At 42.1% G+C, this 17,375-nt stretch carries 3 protein-coding genes; all 3 read left to right on the forward strand.

All coding sequences use genetic code 11. From position 1 onward, the window contains the following. Positions 1–22 precede the first annotated feature (22 nt). The 3 genes from RMX98_RS02105 (at position 23) to RMX98_RS02115 (ending at position 17,339) form a co-directional block, all read left to right on the forward strand. The gene (locus RMX98_RS02105) at positions 23–5,854 is read left to right on the forward strand and encodes an ATP-binding sensor histidine kinase (RefSeq protein WP_322678945.1); all 5,832 of its coding nucleotides are present in this window, start codon (positions 23–25) and stop codon (positions 5,852–5,854) included. A 76-nt stretch (positions 5,855–5,930) separates the two neighbouring features. Next, positions 5,931–11,351 carry an ATP-binding sensor histidine kinase gene (locus tag RMX98_RS02110; RefSeq protein WP_322678946.1) on the forward strand — a complete coding sequence of 1,807 codons (5,421 nt, stop codon included), beginning with the start codon at positions 5,931–5,933 and terminating at the stop codon, positions 11,349–11,351. 72 nt (positions 11,352–11,423) lie between these two features. Beyond that, positions 11,424–17,339 carry an AAA family ATPase gene (locus RMX98_RS02115; protein ID WP_322678947.1) on the forward strand — a complete coding sequence of 1,972 codons (5,916 nt, stop codon included), beginning with the start codon at positions 11,424–11,426 and terminating at the stop codon, positions 17,337–17,339. Positions 17,340–17,375: the final 36 nt, after the last annotated feature.

The raw sequence follows: 17,375 nt of genomic DNA on the forward strand, positions 1-17,375 counted from the left end.
AAATCGTCATTCCTTCAGCAGTATGGTCAGCACTCTTGTTAGGATTCTCGGATATCACATAACAGAAGAACTCTACAATGGTTCGAGAACCCTAGTTTATCGAGGGTATCGGGAAGCTGATTCCTTACCAGTAACGATCAAACTGCTGAAAAATCCCTATCCGAGTTTTGGCGAACTTTTGTCGTTTCGCAATCAGTACGCTATTGCGAAAAATCTCAACTCACCGCTAATCGTCCAAAGCTACTGCCTCCAAGCTTATCAGAATGGCTATGCGCTGGTAATGGAAGATTTTGGCGGAATTTCTCTCAAAGAATGGCAACTCAGCCAAAGCCGACAATCTCTACAAGAATTTTTAGTTATTGCGATCGCCCTCTGCGATACCTTAGATTTACTCTACCACGAGCGCATCATCCACAAAGACATTAAACCCAGCAATATATTAATTAATCCCGCAACCAAACAAGTTAAATTAATTGACTTTAGTATTGCATCTTTGCTACCACAAGAAACGCAGACAGTAATCAATCCTAATGTATTAGAAGGGACACTTGCTTATATTTCCCCCGAACAAACAGGCAGAATGAATCGGGGGATTGACTATCGCACAGACTTATATTCACTCGGCGTAACTTTCTACGAATTACTTACGGGAGAATTACCTTTTGCAGCAAACGATCCGATGGAGTTAGTGCATTGTCATATTGCAAAACTTCCACTGCTAGTATATGACATTAACCGACAAATCCCATTTGTACTCTCGGAGATTGTCAATAAATTAATGGCGAAAAACGCCGAAAATCGATATCAGAGTGCGTTGGGATTAAAGTTTGATTTAGAAAATTGTTTAACTCAGTTACAAGTTTCGGGTAAGATTGAGAGCTTTGAAATAGCGAGTAGGGATGTGTGCGATCGCTTCATCATCCCCGATAAACTTTATGGCAGAGACATGGAGGTTCAAACTCTCCTGCAAGCATTTGAGCGAGTCAGCCTTGGCGCAACAGAAATGATGCTGGTTGCTGGGTTTTCGGGGATTGGCAAAACTGCTATCGTCAACGAAGTGCATAAGCCGATTGTCAGACAACGCGGCTACTTTATCAAAGGCAAATTTGACCAGTTTAACCGCAATATCCCGTTGAGTGCTTTTGTACAGGCATTCCGAGATTTAATGGAACAATTGTTAAGCGAAACTGATGAGCGACTGGCGCAGTGGAAAGAGAAAATCCTCTGTGCTTTAGGTGAAAATGGGCAAGTTCTAATTGAAGTCATTCCCGAACTAGAGCAGATTATCGGCAAACAACCATCAGCCCCAGAACTCAATGGTAGTGCCGCCCAGAACCGCTTCAACTTGGTATTTGTGAAATTTATTGCCGCGTTCGCTACACTAGAACATCCGTTAGTGATATTCTTCGATGACTTGCAGTGGGCAGATTCAGCCTCATTAAGCTTAATGCAAGTGTTGATGAGTCAAAGCGAGGTGGATTCCCTGCTAACAATCGGGGCATACCGAGATAACGAAGTCTTTCCCAGCCATCCGCTAATGCTGATACTGGAGGAGATGAAGAAAGCTGAGGCAACTATCAGTACCCTTACCCTCACCCCGTTAAGTCAATCTCAGATCGATTGTTTGGTTGCCGACACCCTCAGTTGTTCCCCAGTTCTAGCACAACCCCTAGCAGAGTTAGTTTATCAAAAAACCAAAGGCAATCCCTTCTTTGCTACCCAATTTCTCAGAGCTTTGCATCAGGAGAACTACATTACATATAACCTGCAAGTTGGACACTGGCAGTGCGATATGGTGTCGGTGAAATTGCTCTCGCTTACTGATGATGTGGTTGAATTTATGGCGCAGCAATTACAAAAGTTGCCACAAACCACTCAAGAGATACTGAAGTTGGCTGCTTGTGTGGGGGCACAGTTCGATCTGGAAACATTGGCGATCGTTTCAGAACGATCGCCAACCGATGCAGCCACAGCATTGTGGAAAGCTTTGCAGTTAGGCTTGATTTTACCCACGAGTCAGATTTACAAGTTTTTTCACGATGCCCAAAAGTCCCAAGGGGAGACAGTTAATCCGACCTATCGGTTCCTGCACGATCGCGTCCAGCAAGCTGCTTATTCTCTGATTCCTGACGATCGAAAGCAAGCCACCCATCTCAAAATTGGGCAATTGCTGTTGCAAAATACTGCACCTGAAGTTATAGAACTGAATGTTTTTGATATTGTTAATCAGTTGAACAATGGAATTGCTTTGATAAATCGGATCGAGGAGCGATATGAGTTAGCGCAGTTGAATCTGATTGCTGGCAAAAAAGCAAAAGTTTCCACAGCTTATAAGGCAGCCATTAAATACTGTGCGATCGGCATGGAAATCCTTCCCGAAGATAGTTGGCAGACTGCCTACGACCTCACGTTTCAGCTTTATCGGGAATGTGCAGAGTGCGAATACATCACAGGACGCTTTGACGAAGCAGAACGACTCTTCCATCAGGCATTACGGTACGCCCAGAATAAATTCGAGCTAGCAGACATTTATGGGCTGCAACTAGCCCTAAGATCCAATCAGGGAGAGAATTTACTCGCCGCTTATGAGGTTGCATTGAGTGGCTTGAGTGTTATGGGTATGAGCATTCCGACAACTGATGCAGGTCAGCAAGCGCTGATTGAAAGCATACTCAAGGAGATCCGCGTCAAACTGGAAACTGTACAACCCGCAGATTTATTCGATCTGCCTGCGATGACCGATCCGGCGAAGAAGGTATGTATGTCAATCCTCCCCGATCTCTGGGGAGCTGCTTATGTCGGTGGCAATCAAGCGCTAACAATTCTCAGTATCCTGTTAATGGTTCAGACTTCATTCACCTATGGCAATGCCGAAAGTTCGGGCTGCGCTTACTGTTTGTATGGGATGATGCTGACGATTCAAGGAGACTATCGCAGTGCTTATGAGTTCGCTACCTTGGGGCGAAAGCTCGATCGCCAATTCAATAGCGCCAAGTTCATTCCCAAAACCAATAACGTTTTTGGTCATACAATCAATCCCTACAACAAACCACTGCTTGAAAACATCGCAGTTTACCAACAATCTGTTCAGATTAGTTATGAAACAGGTGACATTGGGTTTGGCATTTGGGCAGTAATATGTCTGATTTGGACAATGCTGCTGAAGGGCGATTGCTTATCAGAAGTGTATGGCGAAACCGAGAAATACTTGAGCTATGTGCAACAAGTAAATAACGCGAACATGACGCTGACATTTAACCTCCAGCAGCAATTTCTGTTGCACCTGCAAGGTTTATTAGCAGAACCCGATCTGCTAGTCGATCGCCGCGATCGCCAGATTGTCTGTCTTGATGCTTGGCAGAAGAATAATTTTGAAGCTGGGATCAATTGGTATTGCTTCTTGAAACTCCAGCTATTGTACTTGTACGGTCGCTATGCCGATGCCCTGGAAGTTGCTGCGATTGCTGAAAAAACCCTAGCTTCTAATCTTGGTCTGTTTCCGATCGTTTTATTCCACTTTTATTACCCGTTGAATTTAGCCGCGCTTTATCCAAAAGCAACACCAGAAAATCAACAGCAGTACTGGAATGTGATGCAGCAGCACCACCAGCTTCTAGAAACCTGGGCCGAGACTTGTCCAGAGAACTTTTTGCATCAATCGCTGTTGCTTGGGGCTGAAATGGCAAGAGTTTCTGGGAACTATGCAGATGCGATCGCCTGTTACGATCGCGCCATTACCGCAGCCAAAGAAAATCACTTTAGCCAAATTGAAGCACTCGCTAACGAACTAGCAGCAAAGTTTTATCTGGAATGGGATAAGGAGCGGATTGCTCAGGAGTATATGATTCCAGCTTACTATGGCTATGTTCGTTGGGGAGCCAAAGCCAAAGTCGCTGATTTAGAAAAACGCTATCCTCAACTACTTGCTGCAATATTACAGCAAACCCGTTCTCCCCTTTCCATTAACGAAACCATCTTCGCTTTGGGGAGCGTTACATACACCAGTTCGGCCACTTCTAGCAGCAGTTCTGATTCCCTAGATTTAGCCGCTATTCTCAAAGCTTCCCAAACTCTCTCAGAGCAAATCGAACTTGAAAAACTGCTTTCATCGTTGCTTAAAATCGTCATCGAAGATGCAGGGGCCGATAAATGCGTGTTGATGTTGTTGCGAGACGATCGCTTGTTGGTTAAAGGGTTAATTGTTGAGGGGTCACAACCAATTGTATTGCAGCGCATTCCCATTGAAGAAAGCCAAGATATTCCCCTGAAGCTGATTTACAAAGTCTTGCACAACAGGCAGACTGTTGTCCTGGTGGATGCGACAGCAGATCCGACCTTAACCAACGATCCGTATATTGTTCGTCAGCAACCCAAGAGTATCTTGTGCAGTCCAATTTTGCATCAAGGTCAGTTGAAGGGCATTTTATATCTAGAAAATAATTTAGCAATGGGAGCATTTACCAGCGATCGCGTCGAACTGCTGAATTTAATCTGCACTCAAGCTGCCATTTCCCTAGAAAATGCCCGACTCTACGAACGTTCCTTAGAATATGCCCAACAGTTAGAGCGATCGCTTGCCGAATTGAGTGCGAGTAACTCTCGCTTTGAGAAACTTGTAGATAATGTTCCTGGCGTTGTTTATCAGTATCAGATATTTGCTGATGGTGCAATGTCTCTCACCTATATGAGTAGAGAATGTTATGAACTATACGAAATTACAGCCGAACAAGCGATCGCTAATGTGCAGCTGCTCTTGGAGAGAATGCATCCAGATGATGTCGCAAGTTACCAGCAGTCTGTTATTGACTCAATGCAAACCTTAACTCCTTTTGAGTGGTCAGGGCGAATTATTACACTATCTGGAATGATTAAATGGATTCACTCCCAAGCCCGAATAGAACAAAAAGACGATGGAACTATAGTTTGGGATGGATTCTTGTTGGATATTAGCGATCGCCGAAAAGCAGAACTTGCTTTAGAGGAAAAATCGTTCTTATTACAACAGGCGCTAACCGATTTGCAAAACGCCCAATTACAAACGATCCAAAGTGAGAAAATGTCTGCTTTGGGTAATTTAGTGGCTGGTGTTGCTCACGAAATGAATAATCCTTTGGGCTTTATTGCTGCTAGCCTGCAACAAACTCAACCCGTCATTGCCGATCTTACCGAACACCTGAAACTCTATCAAACAACTTTCCCAAATAGCAGTGAGGAAATTATTGACCATGCCGAGCAAATTGATTTGGAATATAGCTTAGAAGACGCATCTAAGGTAATTGAATCTATGACGATGGCGTGCAACAGGCTGAAAAAAATCAGCACTTCACTCTGCACTTTTTCTCGTGCCGATCAAGATTATAAAGTACTCTTTAATATTCACGAAGGTATTGATAGCACCCTTCTTATTCTCAAACATCGCCTCAAAGCTAACCAAGAACGTCCAGCTATTGAAGTAATAACTAACTACGGTAATTTACCGCCAATTGAATGTTTTCCTGGTCAATTAAATCAGGTGTTTATGAATATTCTCGCTAATGCTATTGATGCAATAGATGAGTCGAATATTGGACGCAGTTTTCAGGAAATTAAAACAAATCCTAATTGCATTACAATTAATACTTCACTGGCAGATAGGGTTGTAAAAATTACCATTGCTGATAATGGCAAAGGAATAAGCGAATCAGTTAAACAAAAGATTTTTGAGCATTTATTTACTACAAAAGCTGTTGGTAAAGGTACGGGTTTGGGGTTGGCGATCGCTCGACAAATCGTTGAATCAACCCACGGTGGTAAATTGAGTTGCAACTCTGTTCTTGGTGAAGGTACAGAATTTATCATTGAAATTCCGGTGTAAATTTTTATTCTTGTTCCTAAATAACTTGAAATATCTGGGAATACTATCTCTGTAAATCATCACTACTTGAGCAGTTATGGTCAGCACTTTTGTTAGGATTCCTGGATATCGCATAACTGAAGAACTCTACAATGGTTCGAGAACACTCGTTTATCGAGGGGATCGGGAAACTGACTCCTTAGCGATAGTCATTAAACTACTGAAAAATCCCTATCCGAGTTTTAGCGAACTCTTGTCGTTTCGCAATCAGTACACCATTGCCAAAAATCTGAATTCACCTCTGATAGTTCAAACTTATAGCCTAGAACCGTACCAAAATGGCTATGCATTGGTGATGGAAGATTTTGGCGGGATTTCTCTCAAAGAATGGAAATTCAGGGGGAATCTGCAATCTCTACAGGAGTTTCTAAACATTGCGCTCGCTCTGTGCGACACCTTAAATTTACTTTATAAAGAGCGTATTATACATAAAGACATCAAACCCAGCAATATATTAATCAATCCCGAAACCAAACAAATTAAATTAATTGACTTTAGTATTGCATCTTTATTACCAAGAGAAACGCAAACTCTCGTCAATCCCAATGTGTTAGAAGGAACACTAGCTTATATATCCCCAGAACAAACAGGCAGAATGAATCGAGGGATTGACTATCGCACAGATTTTTATTCATTAGGAATTACTTTTTACGAATTACTGACAGGAGAGTTACCTTTTGCATCCAACGAGCCAATGGAGTTGGTACATTCTCATATTGCAAAACTTCCCGAACAACTGACGAGCAAAACAAAAAAAGAAATTCCCCAAGTCTTAGGTGATATCGTCATGAAATTGATGGCGAAAAACGCCGAAGAGAGATATCAAAGTGCATTGGGTTTAAAATTTGATTTAGAAAAATGTTTAGAACAATTGCAAGCAACTGGGTCAATTCACAAGTTTGAAATTGCAACAAGGGATGTGTGCGATCGCTTCATCATCCCCGATAAACTCTACGGTCGAGAAACTGAGGTTCAAGCATTACTTAAAGCCTTCGATCGCGTTTCCCAAGGCAGTTCAGAACTCATGCTAGTGGCGGGATTCTCTGGGATTGGTAAAACCGCCGCAGTCAACGAAGTCCACAAACCCATTACCCAGCAAAAAGGCTACTTTATCAAAGGTAAATTCGACCAATTCAACCGCAACATTCCCCTGTCAGCCTTTGTTCAAGCACTGCGAGAGTTGATGAATCAACTACTCTCAGAATCCGATCGGCAGTTACAAACCTGGAAAGAAAAGCTGCTCAAAGCACTAGGAGATAGCGGTCAAGTCCTCATCGATTTAATTCCTGAACTCGAACGGATTATTGGGTCGCAACCTCCCACTCCAGAGCTCTCCGGCGAGGCAGCCCAAAATCGCTTTAACCGTCTGTTCCAAAACTTTATTCAGGTTTTTGCGAAGGTAGAACATCCCCTAGTCATCTTTATCGATGACCTGCAATGGGCTGACTCCGCCTCCTTAGACCTCATGCAAAGTTTGTTGACCCAAGCCCAATCTCACTCTCAATGTCTCTTAGTCTTAGGAGCCTATCGAGATAATGAAGTGTTTCCCGGTCATCCCTTTTTGATGACAGTTAAAGCCCTAGAAGATGCCGATGTTACCCTTGAAACTCTTACCCTCAGTCCCTTGAGTGCTGAGAGCCTCAATCACCTAATTGCTGATGCTTTTCAAGCCTCACAAAGCGCTGTGCAGCCCTTAACCAACCTGGTCATGCAAAAGACCCAGGGCAATCCGTTTTTTGCGACCCAATTTCTCAAGGCATTATACCAAGATAGTCTGATTACTTTTGACCGGGAGGTTTGTCACTGGCAATGCGACCTAGTGCAGGTACAGGATGCAGCCTTAACCGATGATGTGGTGGAATTTATGGCTTTGCAGTTACGAAAACTGCCCGTTACCACCCAAGAACAGCTTAAATTTGCCGCTTGTATTGGGGCAAAATTTGACCTCAAGACTTTGACGATTGTTTCAGAACAAGACGAAATTCAAGTAGCCTTGACTTTGTGGTCTGCGCTCCAAGAGGGGCTGATTGTGCCGGAGAGTAAAATCTATAAGTTTTATTTGGATGATAACCAACCCCAGGAGCATCGATCGCTGAGTGAAGAGATTTCTGAGCAAATTCACTATCGCTTTTTCCACGATCGCGTGCAACAGGCCGCCTACTCACTAATTCCTGAAGACCAAAAACAGGCCACTCACCTGAAAATGGGTAAGTTACTCCAAACTCGTTTGTCAGCAGCAGAGCGAGAGGAGAAGTTATTTGATATTGTCAGTCATCTAAATCTCAGTCGTGGGTTGCTAAGTCATCAAGCCGAGCGTGAGTCTTTGATTCGACTAAATCTAGCTGCGATCGAAAAAGCGAAAAAGGCAACCGCTTACGGCGCGGCGAGAGACTTGGTGACGGTGGGACTGGAATTACTCTCGGAAGATAGTTGGGAAACTCAGTATGAGTTGAGCTTAAAACTCCATGAGATCGCCGCAGATGTGGCCTGTTTAAAGGCTGATTTTGAGGAAGCAATCGCCCAAGTTCAACAGGTTTTGGATAAGGCTCAGACGGTCTTGGATAAAGTGCCTGTTTACATGGTGCAAATCAGGGTATTGACGGCTCAGAATCAATTGGCGGATGCGATCGCCATTGCTGCCCAAGCCATCACTCAATTAGGGATAGAATTTCCCTCAGACATCACACCGAGCCTAAGCGAACAAACCTTACAAAATGTGGAAGTCGAGCTAGAGGGGAAAGTCATTGAGGATTTGGTCAACTTGCCTGCAATGACTGACCCGACGACAATTGCTGCAATGGAACTGCTGGGAACGATCGTGCCAATGGTATTTCTAGCTAAACCTGCATTTCTGCCCTTTGTTTGTGCGAAAACTGTGAGCTTGTCGCTCCAGTTTGGCAATGCTCCTGTTTCGAGTGTTGGCTATTCTACCTATAGCTTGGTCTTAGCGACGGGCTTGGGTCAACTCGAGCGGGGCTATCGCTTCGGGAAAATGGCTTTAACTTTAATCGATCAGCTCAATGCAAAAGCGTACAAGTGTTTGACAATCCTTAATTTTGCTGCCTGTGTCCAGCATCAAAAAGAATCTATGATTTCTATGGCTGCTTTAGCAAAGCAGGGATATTTAGCTGGAATAGAAGTCGGTGACTTTTTGTATTTAGGCTATTGTATAACCCACTATTTTTACGCTTATTTCTATGCCGGAAAGGAATTATCTGCCCTTCAATCAGAAGTTGCTCAGTTTTGTTCGGTCATTGCTTCACTAAAGCAGGATAATGCCCTAACCTACTTAACAATGAGCCAAGAATTCTTTGGGCGCTTGCTTGAAAAAAACCATCAACCAACTCTGTTGATTGGAGATGCTTATGACGAGACGAAAATATTTCCACAGTACCTTCAAAATAAGCAACTAACAGGCTTGGGCAGTGCTTACACCTACAAGCTGATCTTGGCTTATTTGTTTGGTGATTATAACCGCGCCCTTGAATATCTCAATGAAGTTAACCGATATTTAGGTAATATTGTCGGCTTTTTGCATATTCCCGCCGTGCATTTCTATGGGGGGTTAACCTATTTAGCGGTGGTAGCAGGTAAGTCTGAGGATGAGCAGTTACAACTACTTGCTTTAGCAGAACAGCATCACACTAACCTATCAACCTGGGCAGAGAATGCCCCTATGAATCACCAGCACAAGGTAGTTCTCTTGGCAGCAGAAAGATGTCGAGTTTTGGGCAATATCTCGGAGGCAATTGATGGCTATGAGCGGGCCATTGCGGGCGCTAAAGCCAACGGTTATACCAATGAAGAAGCCTTAGCAAATGAACTTGCAGCTAAATTCTATCTCGATTGGGGTAAAGAGAAAGTTGCCGCCAGCTATATGCAAGAAGCTTACTACTGCTATGCCCGTTGGGGTGCAAAAGCCAAAGTCGCCGACTTAGAAAGACGCTATCCGCAATTACTTGCGCCAATATTACAGCAAAGCCGTTCGCTTCTTTCTACTCACGAAACTATCTTCACTTTGGGAACTGTGACATCTACCACTTCTTCCAGTTCTAGCAGCAGTATCTCAGATATTCTAGATTTAAAAACCGTTCTCAAAGCTTCCCAAACACTCTCAGGCGAAATCGAACTCGAAAAACTTATGTCATCGTTGCTTTCCATTGTCATCGAAAATGCGGGGGCCGATAAATGCGTGTTAATGCTCTTGCGAGAGGAGCGCCTGCTAATTAAAGGCTCAATTATCCAGGGAACGCAACCATTAGTGTTACAAAGCATTCCCGTTGAGGAAAGCCAGGACATTCCCCACAAGCTCATTTACAAAGTCTTGCACAACAATCAGACTGTTGTTTTAGTGGATGCAACAGCAGAGATCGCTTTAGTTAACGATCCCTATATTATCCGTCAGCAGCCTCAGAGTGTTTTGTGCAGCCCGATTTTGCATCAAGGTAAGTTGATGGGCATTTTATATCTAGAGAATAAATTAGCAAAAGGGGCGTTTAGTGGCGATCGCGTCGAACTCCTCAACCTACTTTGCGCTCAAGCTGCAATTTCTTTAGAAAATGCCCAACTTTATGAGCGATCGCTAGAGTATTCCCAACAGCTAGAAATTGCTTTACATAACCTTCAACAAGCACAATTACAAATGATTCAAAGTGAGAAAATGTCTGCTTTGGGTAACTTAGTTGCTGGTGTCGCTCACGAAATGAATAATCCTTTAGGTTTTATTGCTGCCAGCCTCAAACAAGCTAAACCAACTTTTACTGATATTGTTGACCACTTAAAACTTTATCAACAAACTTTACCCGATAAGAGTGAAGAAATCGAAGACCATGAATCAGAAATTGACTTAGAATATAGCTTATCAGACTTGCCAAAAATGCTTGATTCCATGACAATGGCGTGCGACAGACTGAAAAACATTAGCACTAGTCTCCGCACTTTCTCTCGTGCCGATCGCGATTACAAAGTGCCGTTTAATATCCATGAAGGTATTGATAGTACCATTCTCATTCTCAAGCATCGTCTGAAAGCCAACGAACAACGTCCAGCGATTGAAGTTGTCACTAACTACGGCAATCTCCCTCAAATAGAATGTTTTCCTGGACAATTAAATCAGGTATTTATGAATATTTTTGCGAATGCCATTGATGCAATAGAAGAGTCAAGTATTGGACGAAGTTTTGAAGATATTCAAGCCAATTCCAACCGCATTACTATTAGCACTTACATAACAGATAACCTCATAAAAATTGCCATTGCAGATAATGGCAAAGGAATGAGTGAAGCAGTCCAATCAAAAATATTTGACCATTTATTTACGACAAAAGCTGTAGGTAAAGGTACGGGTTTGGGGTTAGCGATCGCTCGACAAATCGTTGAATCAACCCACGGCGGTAAATTGAGTTGTAACTCTGTTCTTGGTGAAGGTACAGAATTTGTGATTGAATTTCCAGTGTAATTTTTGGCTCGTTTAGTAAACAACTTCAGACATCTGGGAATACTAAATCTGGAGCCTTAAAGATTTAGCAGTATGGTTAGCACTCTTGTCAATATTCCTGGATACAAGGTTAGCGAAGAACTCTACAATGGTTCTAGAACCATTGTTTATCGAGGATATCGAGAGACTGACTCATTACCTATAGTTATTAAACTGCTGAAAAATCCTCATCCGAGTTTTGGCGAACTCTTGTCGTTTCGGAATCAGTACACCATAGCGAAAAATCTCAACTCACCGCTAATCGTTCAAACTTATAGCCTAGAACCCTATCAAAATGGCTATGCGCTAGTGATGGAAGACTTTGGCGGGATTTCCCTCAAGGAATGGGGAATCAAGGAAAGGGGAAAATCTCTACAGGAGTTTTTAGAAATTGCGATCGCACTATGCAATACCTTAGATATACTCTACCACGAACGGATTATTCACAAAGACATTAAACCTAGCAATATTCTGATTAATCCCGAAACCAAACAAGTTAAATTAATCGACTTTAGTATTGCATCTTTACTACCACGAGAAACCCAAACGCTAGTCAATCCCAATATCTTAGAAGGAACACTCGCTTATATTTCCCCAGAACAAACAGGAAGAATGAATCGGGGGATTGACTACCGAACTGATTTTTATTCTTTGGGTGTGACATTTTACGAGTTACTTACAGGAAATTTACCTTTTGCATCAAATGAGCCAATGGAATTGGTGCATTGTCATATTGCTAAACTTCCACCACTTTTAGGGGATAGGGCACAGGAAATAGAGGATAGGGAAGAGATTCCTCAAGTTCTCTGTGACATTGTGATGAAATTGATGGCAAAAAATGCCGAAGATCGATATCAAAGTGCTTTAGGACTGAAGTTTGATTTAGAAAATTGTTTAAATCAGCTACAAGTTGATGGCGAAATTCACAAGTTTGAAATTGCTCGTAGGGATGTGTGCGATCGCTTCATAATTCCTGATAAGATTTATGGACGAGAAGCTGAAGTTCAAACCCTGCTGCAAGCATTTGATAGAGTAAGTCTAGGTGCAACAGAAATGATGCTCGTTGCTGGGTTTTCCGGAATTGGGAAAACAGCCGTTGTTAATGAAGTGCATAAACCAATTGTCAGACAACGCGGCTATTTTATCAAAGGCAAATATGACCAATTTCAACGCAATATTCCCTTCTCTGCTTTTGTGCAAGCATTCCGGGATTTAATGGAGCAATTATTAACAGAAAGTGATGTCCAAATTCAGCAATTTAAAAATAAAATATTAGATGCTGTTGGTGAAAATGGTCAAGTAATTATTGAAGTAATTCCCGAACTTTCAAGAATTATTGGCGAACAAGCACCAGCAATAGAGTTATCAGGAACAGCAGCAGAAAATCGCTTTAATTTATTATTCCAAAAGTTTACCCAAGTCTTTACCAGTGCATCACATCCTTTAGTAATATTTTTAGATGATTTGCAATGGGCAGATTCGGCATCATTGAAGTTGATGCAGCTATTAATGGCTGATACAAGCCATCTTTTTATTATTGGTGCATACCGCGATAACGAAACGGCACTTGCTTCAAGCCGGGAAACCCGTCCAACGCAGTGCCTCGTCAATCCAGCACATCCATTGATGTTGACTTTGAATGAAATTGCGAAATCACAAGCAAAGATTAATACGATTACTTTAGCACCACTGAGTCAATTGCAAGTAAATAAGTTAATAGCTGATACGCTCAAATGTTCAGAAGATGTAGCATGGCATCTTTCTGTATTGATTTATCAAAAAACTAAAGGAAATCCGTTTTTTGCCACACAATTTCTCAAAGCATTGCATCAAGATGGATTAATTCAATTTGACTTTGAGTTAGGCTGTTGGCAATGCAATTTATCAGAAGTGACGGTTCAAGCAGTTACAGATGACGTTGTAACTTTTATGAGTTTGCAACTACAAAAATTACCGCCATCGACTCAAAATGTCTTGCAGTTAGCGGCTTGTATTGGCAACTCTTTTGATTTAGCAACTTTGGCGATTGTTTTGCAGCAATCGGAAATTGAGACAGCAGCTACTTTGTGGAAAGCTTTGCAAGAAGGGTTGATTTTACCTATCGGTGAAGTTTATAAGTTTTATGTCGGGCAAGAAAATCAAGCACTTACATCGGAAAATCAACTGATTGTTACATACAAATTCTTACATGACCGAGTACAGCAAGCAGCTTATTCCCTAATTCCTGATGACCAAAAACAGACGACTCACTACCAAATTGGACAACTGCTGCTGCAACAGATTTCCGCACAAGCAAGAGAAGACCGGATTTTTGAAATCGTCAATCAATTAAATTACGGCACGGTTTTAATTAGCGAACAAACTCAACGAAATGAACTAGCACAACTTAATCTAATTGCATCTCGCAAAGCCAAAAATTCCACCGCCTATCAAGCAGCGCGTGAATATATCACAGTAGGATTGTCTTTGTTAGGAGAAAATACTTGGCAGCAGCAGTATGAAATGACCCTCGCATTGCATGAATTAGCGGCAGAAGTAGCACTGCTAAATGGTAATTTTGAGGTGATGGAACAGTTCATTGATACTGTTATTCAACAGGCACATTCTTTATTAGAAAAGGTTAATGTTTATTGCATTAGAATTCAATCGCATATTTTCCAAAGTAAATTGACCTCAGCGATCGCACTTGCTCAACCAGTCTTACAACAGCTTGGTGTTACTTTTCCTGAAACACCTACACCATCAGATTTGCAACAAGAAATCCAAGAGATCAAGGAACTGATTGGAGATAGGCAAATTGCCGATTTGGTTAACTTGCCACAGATGCGAGATGCCGAAAAACTCGCTATTCTGAAGATTGCCAATATCATTAGCCCAGCAGCTTACCTCACTGGCTCACCGTTGTACCCATTGCTGAATACTTTATCCGTTAAACTCTCGATTCAGTACGGTAACACATCGACTTCTACTTTCGGCTATGCCAACTATGGCAATATTCTCTGCAATTTCTTCCAAGTCGTAGATACGGGAACGCAGTTTGGTTCTCTGGCACTCCAGATTATCTCAAAACTCGATGCCAAAGCCACTAAAACAGAGGTTTTGATGCTCTTGGGGTTGTTTATCGTACACCGCAACTCTCACATCCAAGAAACACTACCCCTTTTGCAAGAAGGTTACACCACTGCCCTAGAATTTGGAAGCCTTGTATTTGCTGGGTACAATGGCCACAGTTTTTGTCTCAATTCTTTTTGGAGTAATCAATCCCTGGCTACCTTAGAGCAGGATATGAGCGCCTACTGCCATAGTTTGATGCAATTAAATCAATTGACAACGGCAAATTATTGTCGGATTTATTGGCAACCAGTTTTAAATCTGCTGGGTTTTGCAGAACACACCACCCTTTTGTCTGGAAAAGCCCTTGAAGAAACAGAATTTCTCCAGCAGCTACAATCCGCCAATGATGGATATGGATTGTATATTTTCTATTTATATAAATTAATGCTTTGTTTCTTGTTTGGAGAAATTGAGCCAGCGAAAAATCATGCTATTGAAGTCAGGCGCTATTTTATGGCTGGTGCGGGATTAGTCACCGAACCAGTATTTTATCTTTATGATTCTCTGCTAACTCTGGCACAATTGAATCCACAGTTAGATGAAACATCAGAAGCATTGCAGGGTGTAACAGAAAACCAAACCAAGTTACAGCAATGGGCATATCATGCACCTATGAATTATCAACATAAGGTTGATTTGGTAGAGGCGGAAAAATGTCGAGTATTAGGACAAAAAGCCGAAGCAATTGAGTTTTACGACAAGGCGATAACTCTAGCCAAAGCTAACAAATATATGCAAGAAGAAGCACTTGCTAACGAACTGGCAGCCAAATTCTACCTAGATTGGGGCAAACAGCGCATTGCTGGGGACTACATGATTGAAGCCTACTATGCCTATGCGCGTTGGGGTGCAAAAGCCAAAGTCGCTGACCTAGAAGCTCGCTATCCGCAACTACTTAGACCTATATTAGAGCAAACCCGTTCTCCTTTCTCCACTCACGAAACTCTGTTCACATTGGGTAGTGTCACCTCCACCAGTTCGGCCATATCCAGTAGTAATGTTTCTGTGGCTTTAGATTTAGCTACTATTCTCAAAGCTTCTCATACTATTTCCGGTGAAATCGAACTGGAAAATCTACTTTCATTGTTGCTTTCAATCGTCATCGAAAATGCCGGGGCTGATAAATGCGTGTTAATGCTCTTGCGAGACGATCGCCTGTTGATCAAAGGGTCAATTACCGAAGGGTCAGAGCCAGTTGTGTTGCAACGTATTCCCGTTGAGGATAGTCAAGATATTCCCCTGAAGCTGATTTACAAAGTGAAGCATGATAGACAGACTGCTGTGATACTTGATGCGATCGCCGATCCGACTTTAGCCAACGACCCTTATATCATGCACCAGCAGCCCAAAAGTATCTTGTGTAGCGCGATTTTGCATCAAGGTAAATTGATGGGCATTTTATATCTAGAAAATAATTTAGCAACGGAGGCATTTACTAGCGATCGCGTCGAACTGCTCAACTTACTGTGCGCTCAAGCAGCAATTTCTTTGGAAAATGCCCGACTTTATGAGCGATCGCTAGAGTATTCCCAACAGCTAGAGCGATCGCTTGAGGAGTTAAGCGCCGCCCAGTCAGTCTTTCAAGCATCCCAGCAACGACTCCAGCTATTGGTTCAGCAAACTCCATTAGCATTTATCGAGTGGGATATCAATTATCAAGTTACTGACTGGAACCCAGCCGCAGAAAGAATATTTGGCTACAGCAAAGAAGAGGCTTTGGGTTGTGGATTCAAATTCATTATTCCTGAAATAATTCAAGCAGAAATGGAGCGAGTCAGCGTCGAAATTATATCGCAGCAGGGCGGCAATTACAGTATCAATGAAAATGTGACAAAAGATGGTAAAATCATCATTTGTACTTGGTATAACAATCCACTTGTAAATGCAGATGGCGAGTCAATCGGAGTTGCTTCCCTAGTAGATGATATTACAGAACAGCAAACTGCGCTACGCGATCGCAAAGTTGCCGAAGTCCAACTTCAACAAAAAGCCCAAGAGCTAGAAACTGCTTTACAAAACCTGCAACAAGCACAATTACAAATGGTGCAAACTGAAAAAATGTCTGCACTCGGAAACTTAGTTGCGGGTGTAGCTCACGAAATGAATAATCCCCTTGGTTTTATTGCTGCTAGTCTCAAACAAGCGAAACCTACTATTGCTGATATTGTTGAACATCTCAGACTATATCAAGAAAGTTTACCCAACAAAAGCGATAAAATCGAAGACCACGCCGAAGAAATCGACTTGGATTATAGCTTAGAAGACTTACCCAAGATGATTGATTCTATGTCTATGGCGTGTGACAGGCTAAAGAACATTAGCACAAGTTTGAGAACTTTCTCTCGTGCAGACCAAGATTACAAAGTGCCATTTAACATTCATGAAGGTATTAATAGCACAATTTTAATTCTCAAACATCGTCTCAAAGCCAATGAACAACGTCCGGCGATTCAAGTTGTCACCAACTACAGTAATTTACCTCAAGTAGAATGTTTTCCCGGTCAATTAAATCAGGTATTTATGAATATTTTCGCTAATGCTATTGATGCATTAGATGAATCTAATTATGGACTCAGCTTTGAAGAAATTAAAGCCAATCCTAACTGCATTACAATTACAACCTCAGTCGAAAATAATCTAATTAAAGTTTCCATTACTGATAATGGCAAGGGAATAAGCGAATCAGTTAAACAAAAAATATTTGACCATTTATTTACGACGAAAGCTGTTGGTAAAGGTACAGGATTGGGACTAGCGATCGCTCGTCAAATCGTTGAAGAAACCCACGGTGGAAAATTAAGTTTTAATTCGGTTCTGGGTCAGGGTACAGAATTTACGATTGAAATTCCGGTATGAATCTCGGATACTCCTTGTTCGCGCCGCGTTTCGTAA

The sequence above is a fragment of the Nostoc sp. DedQUE02 genome (assembly GCF_034531035.1).
Lineage (GTDB): Bacteria > Cyanobacteriota > Cyanobacteriia > Cyanobacteriales > Nostocaceae > Nostoc.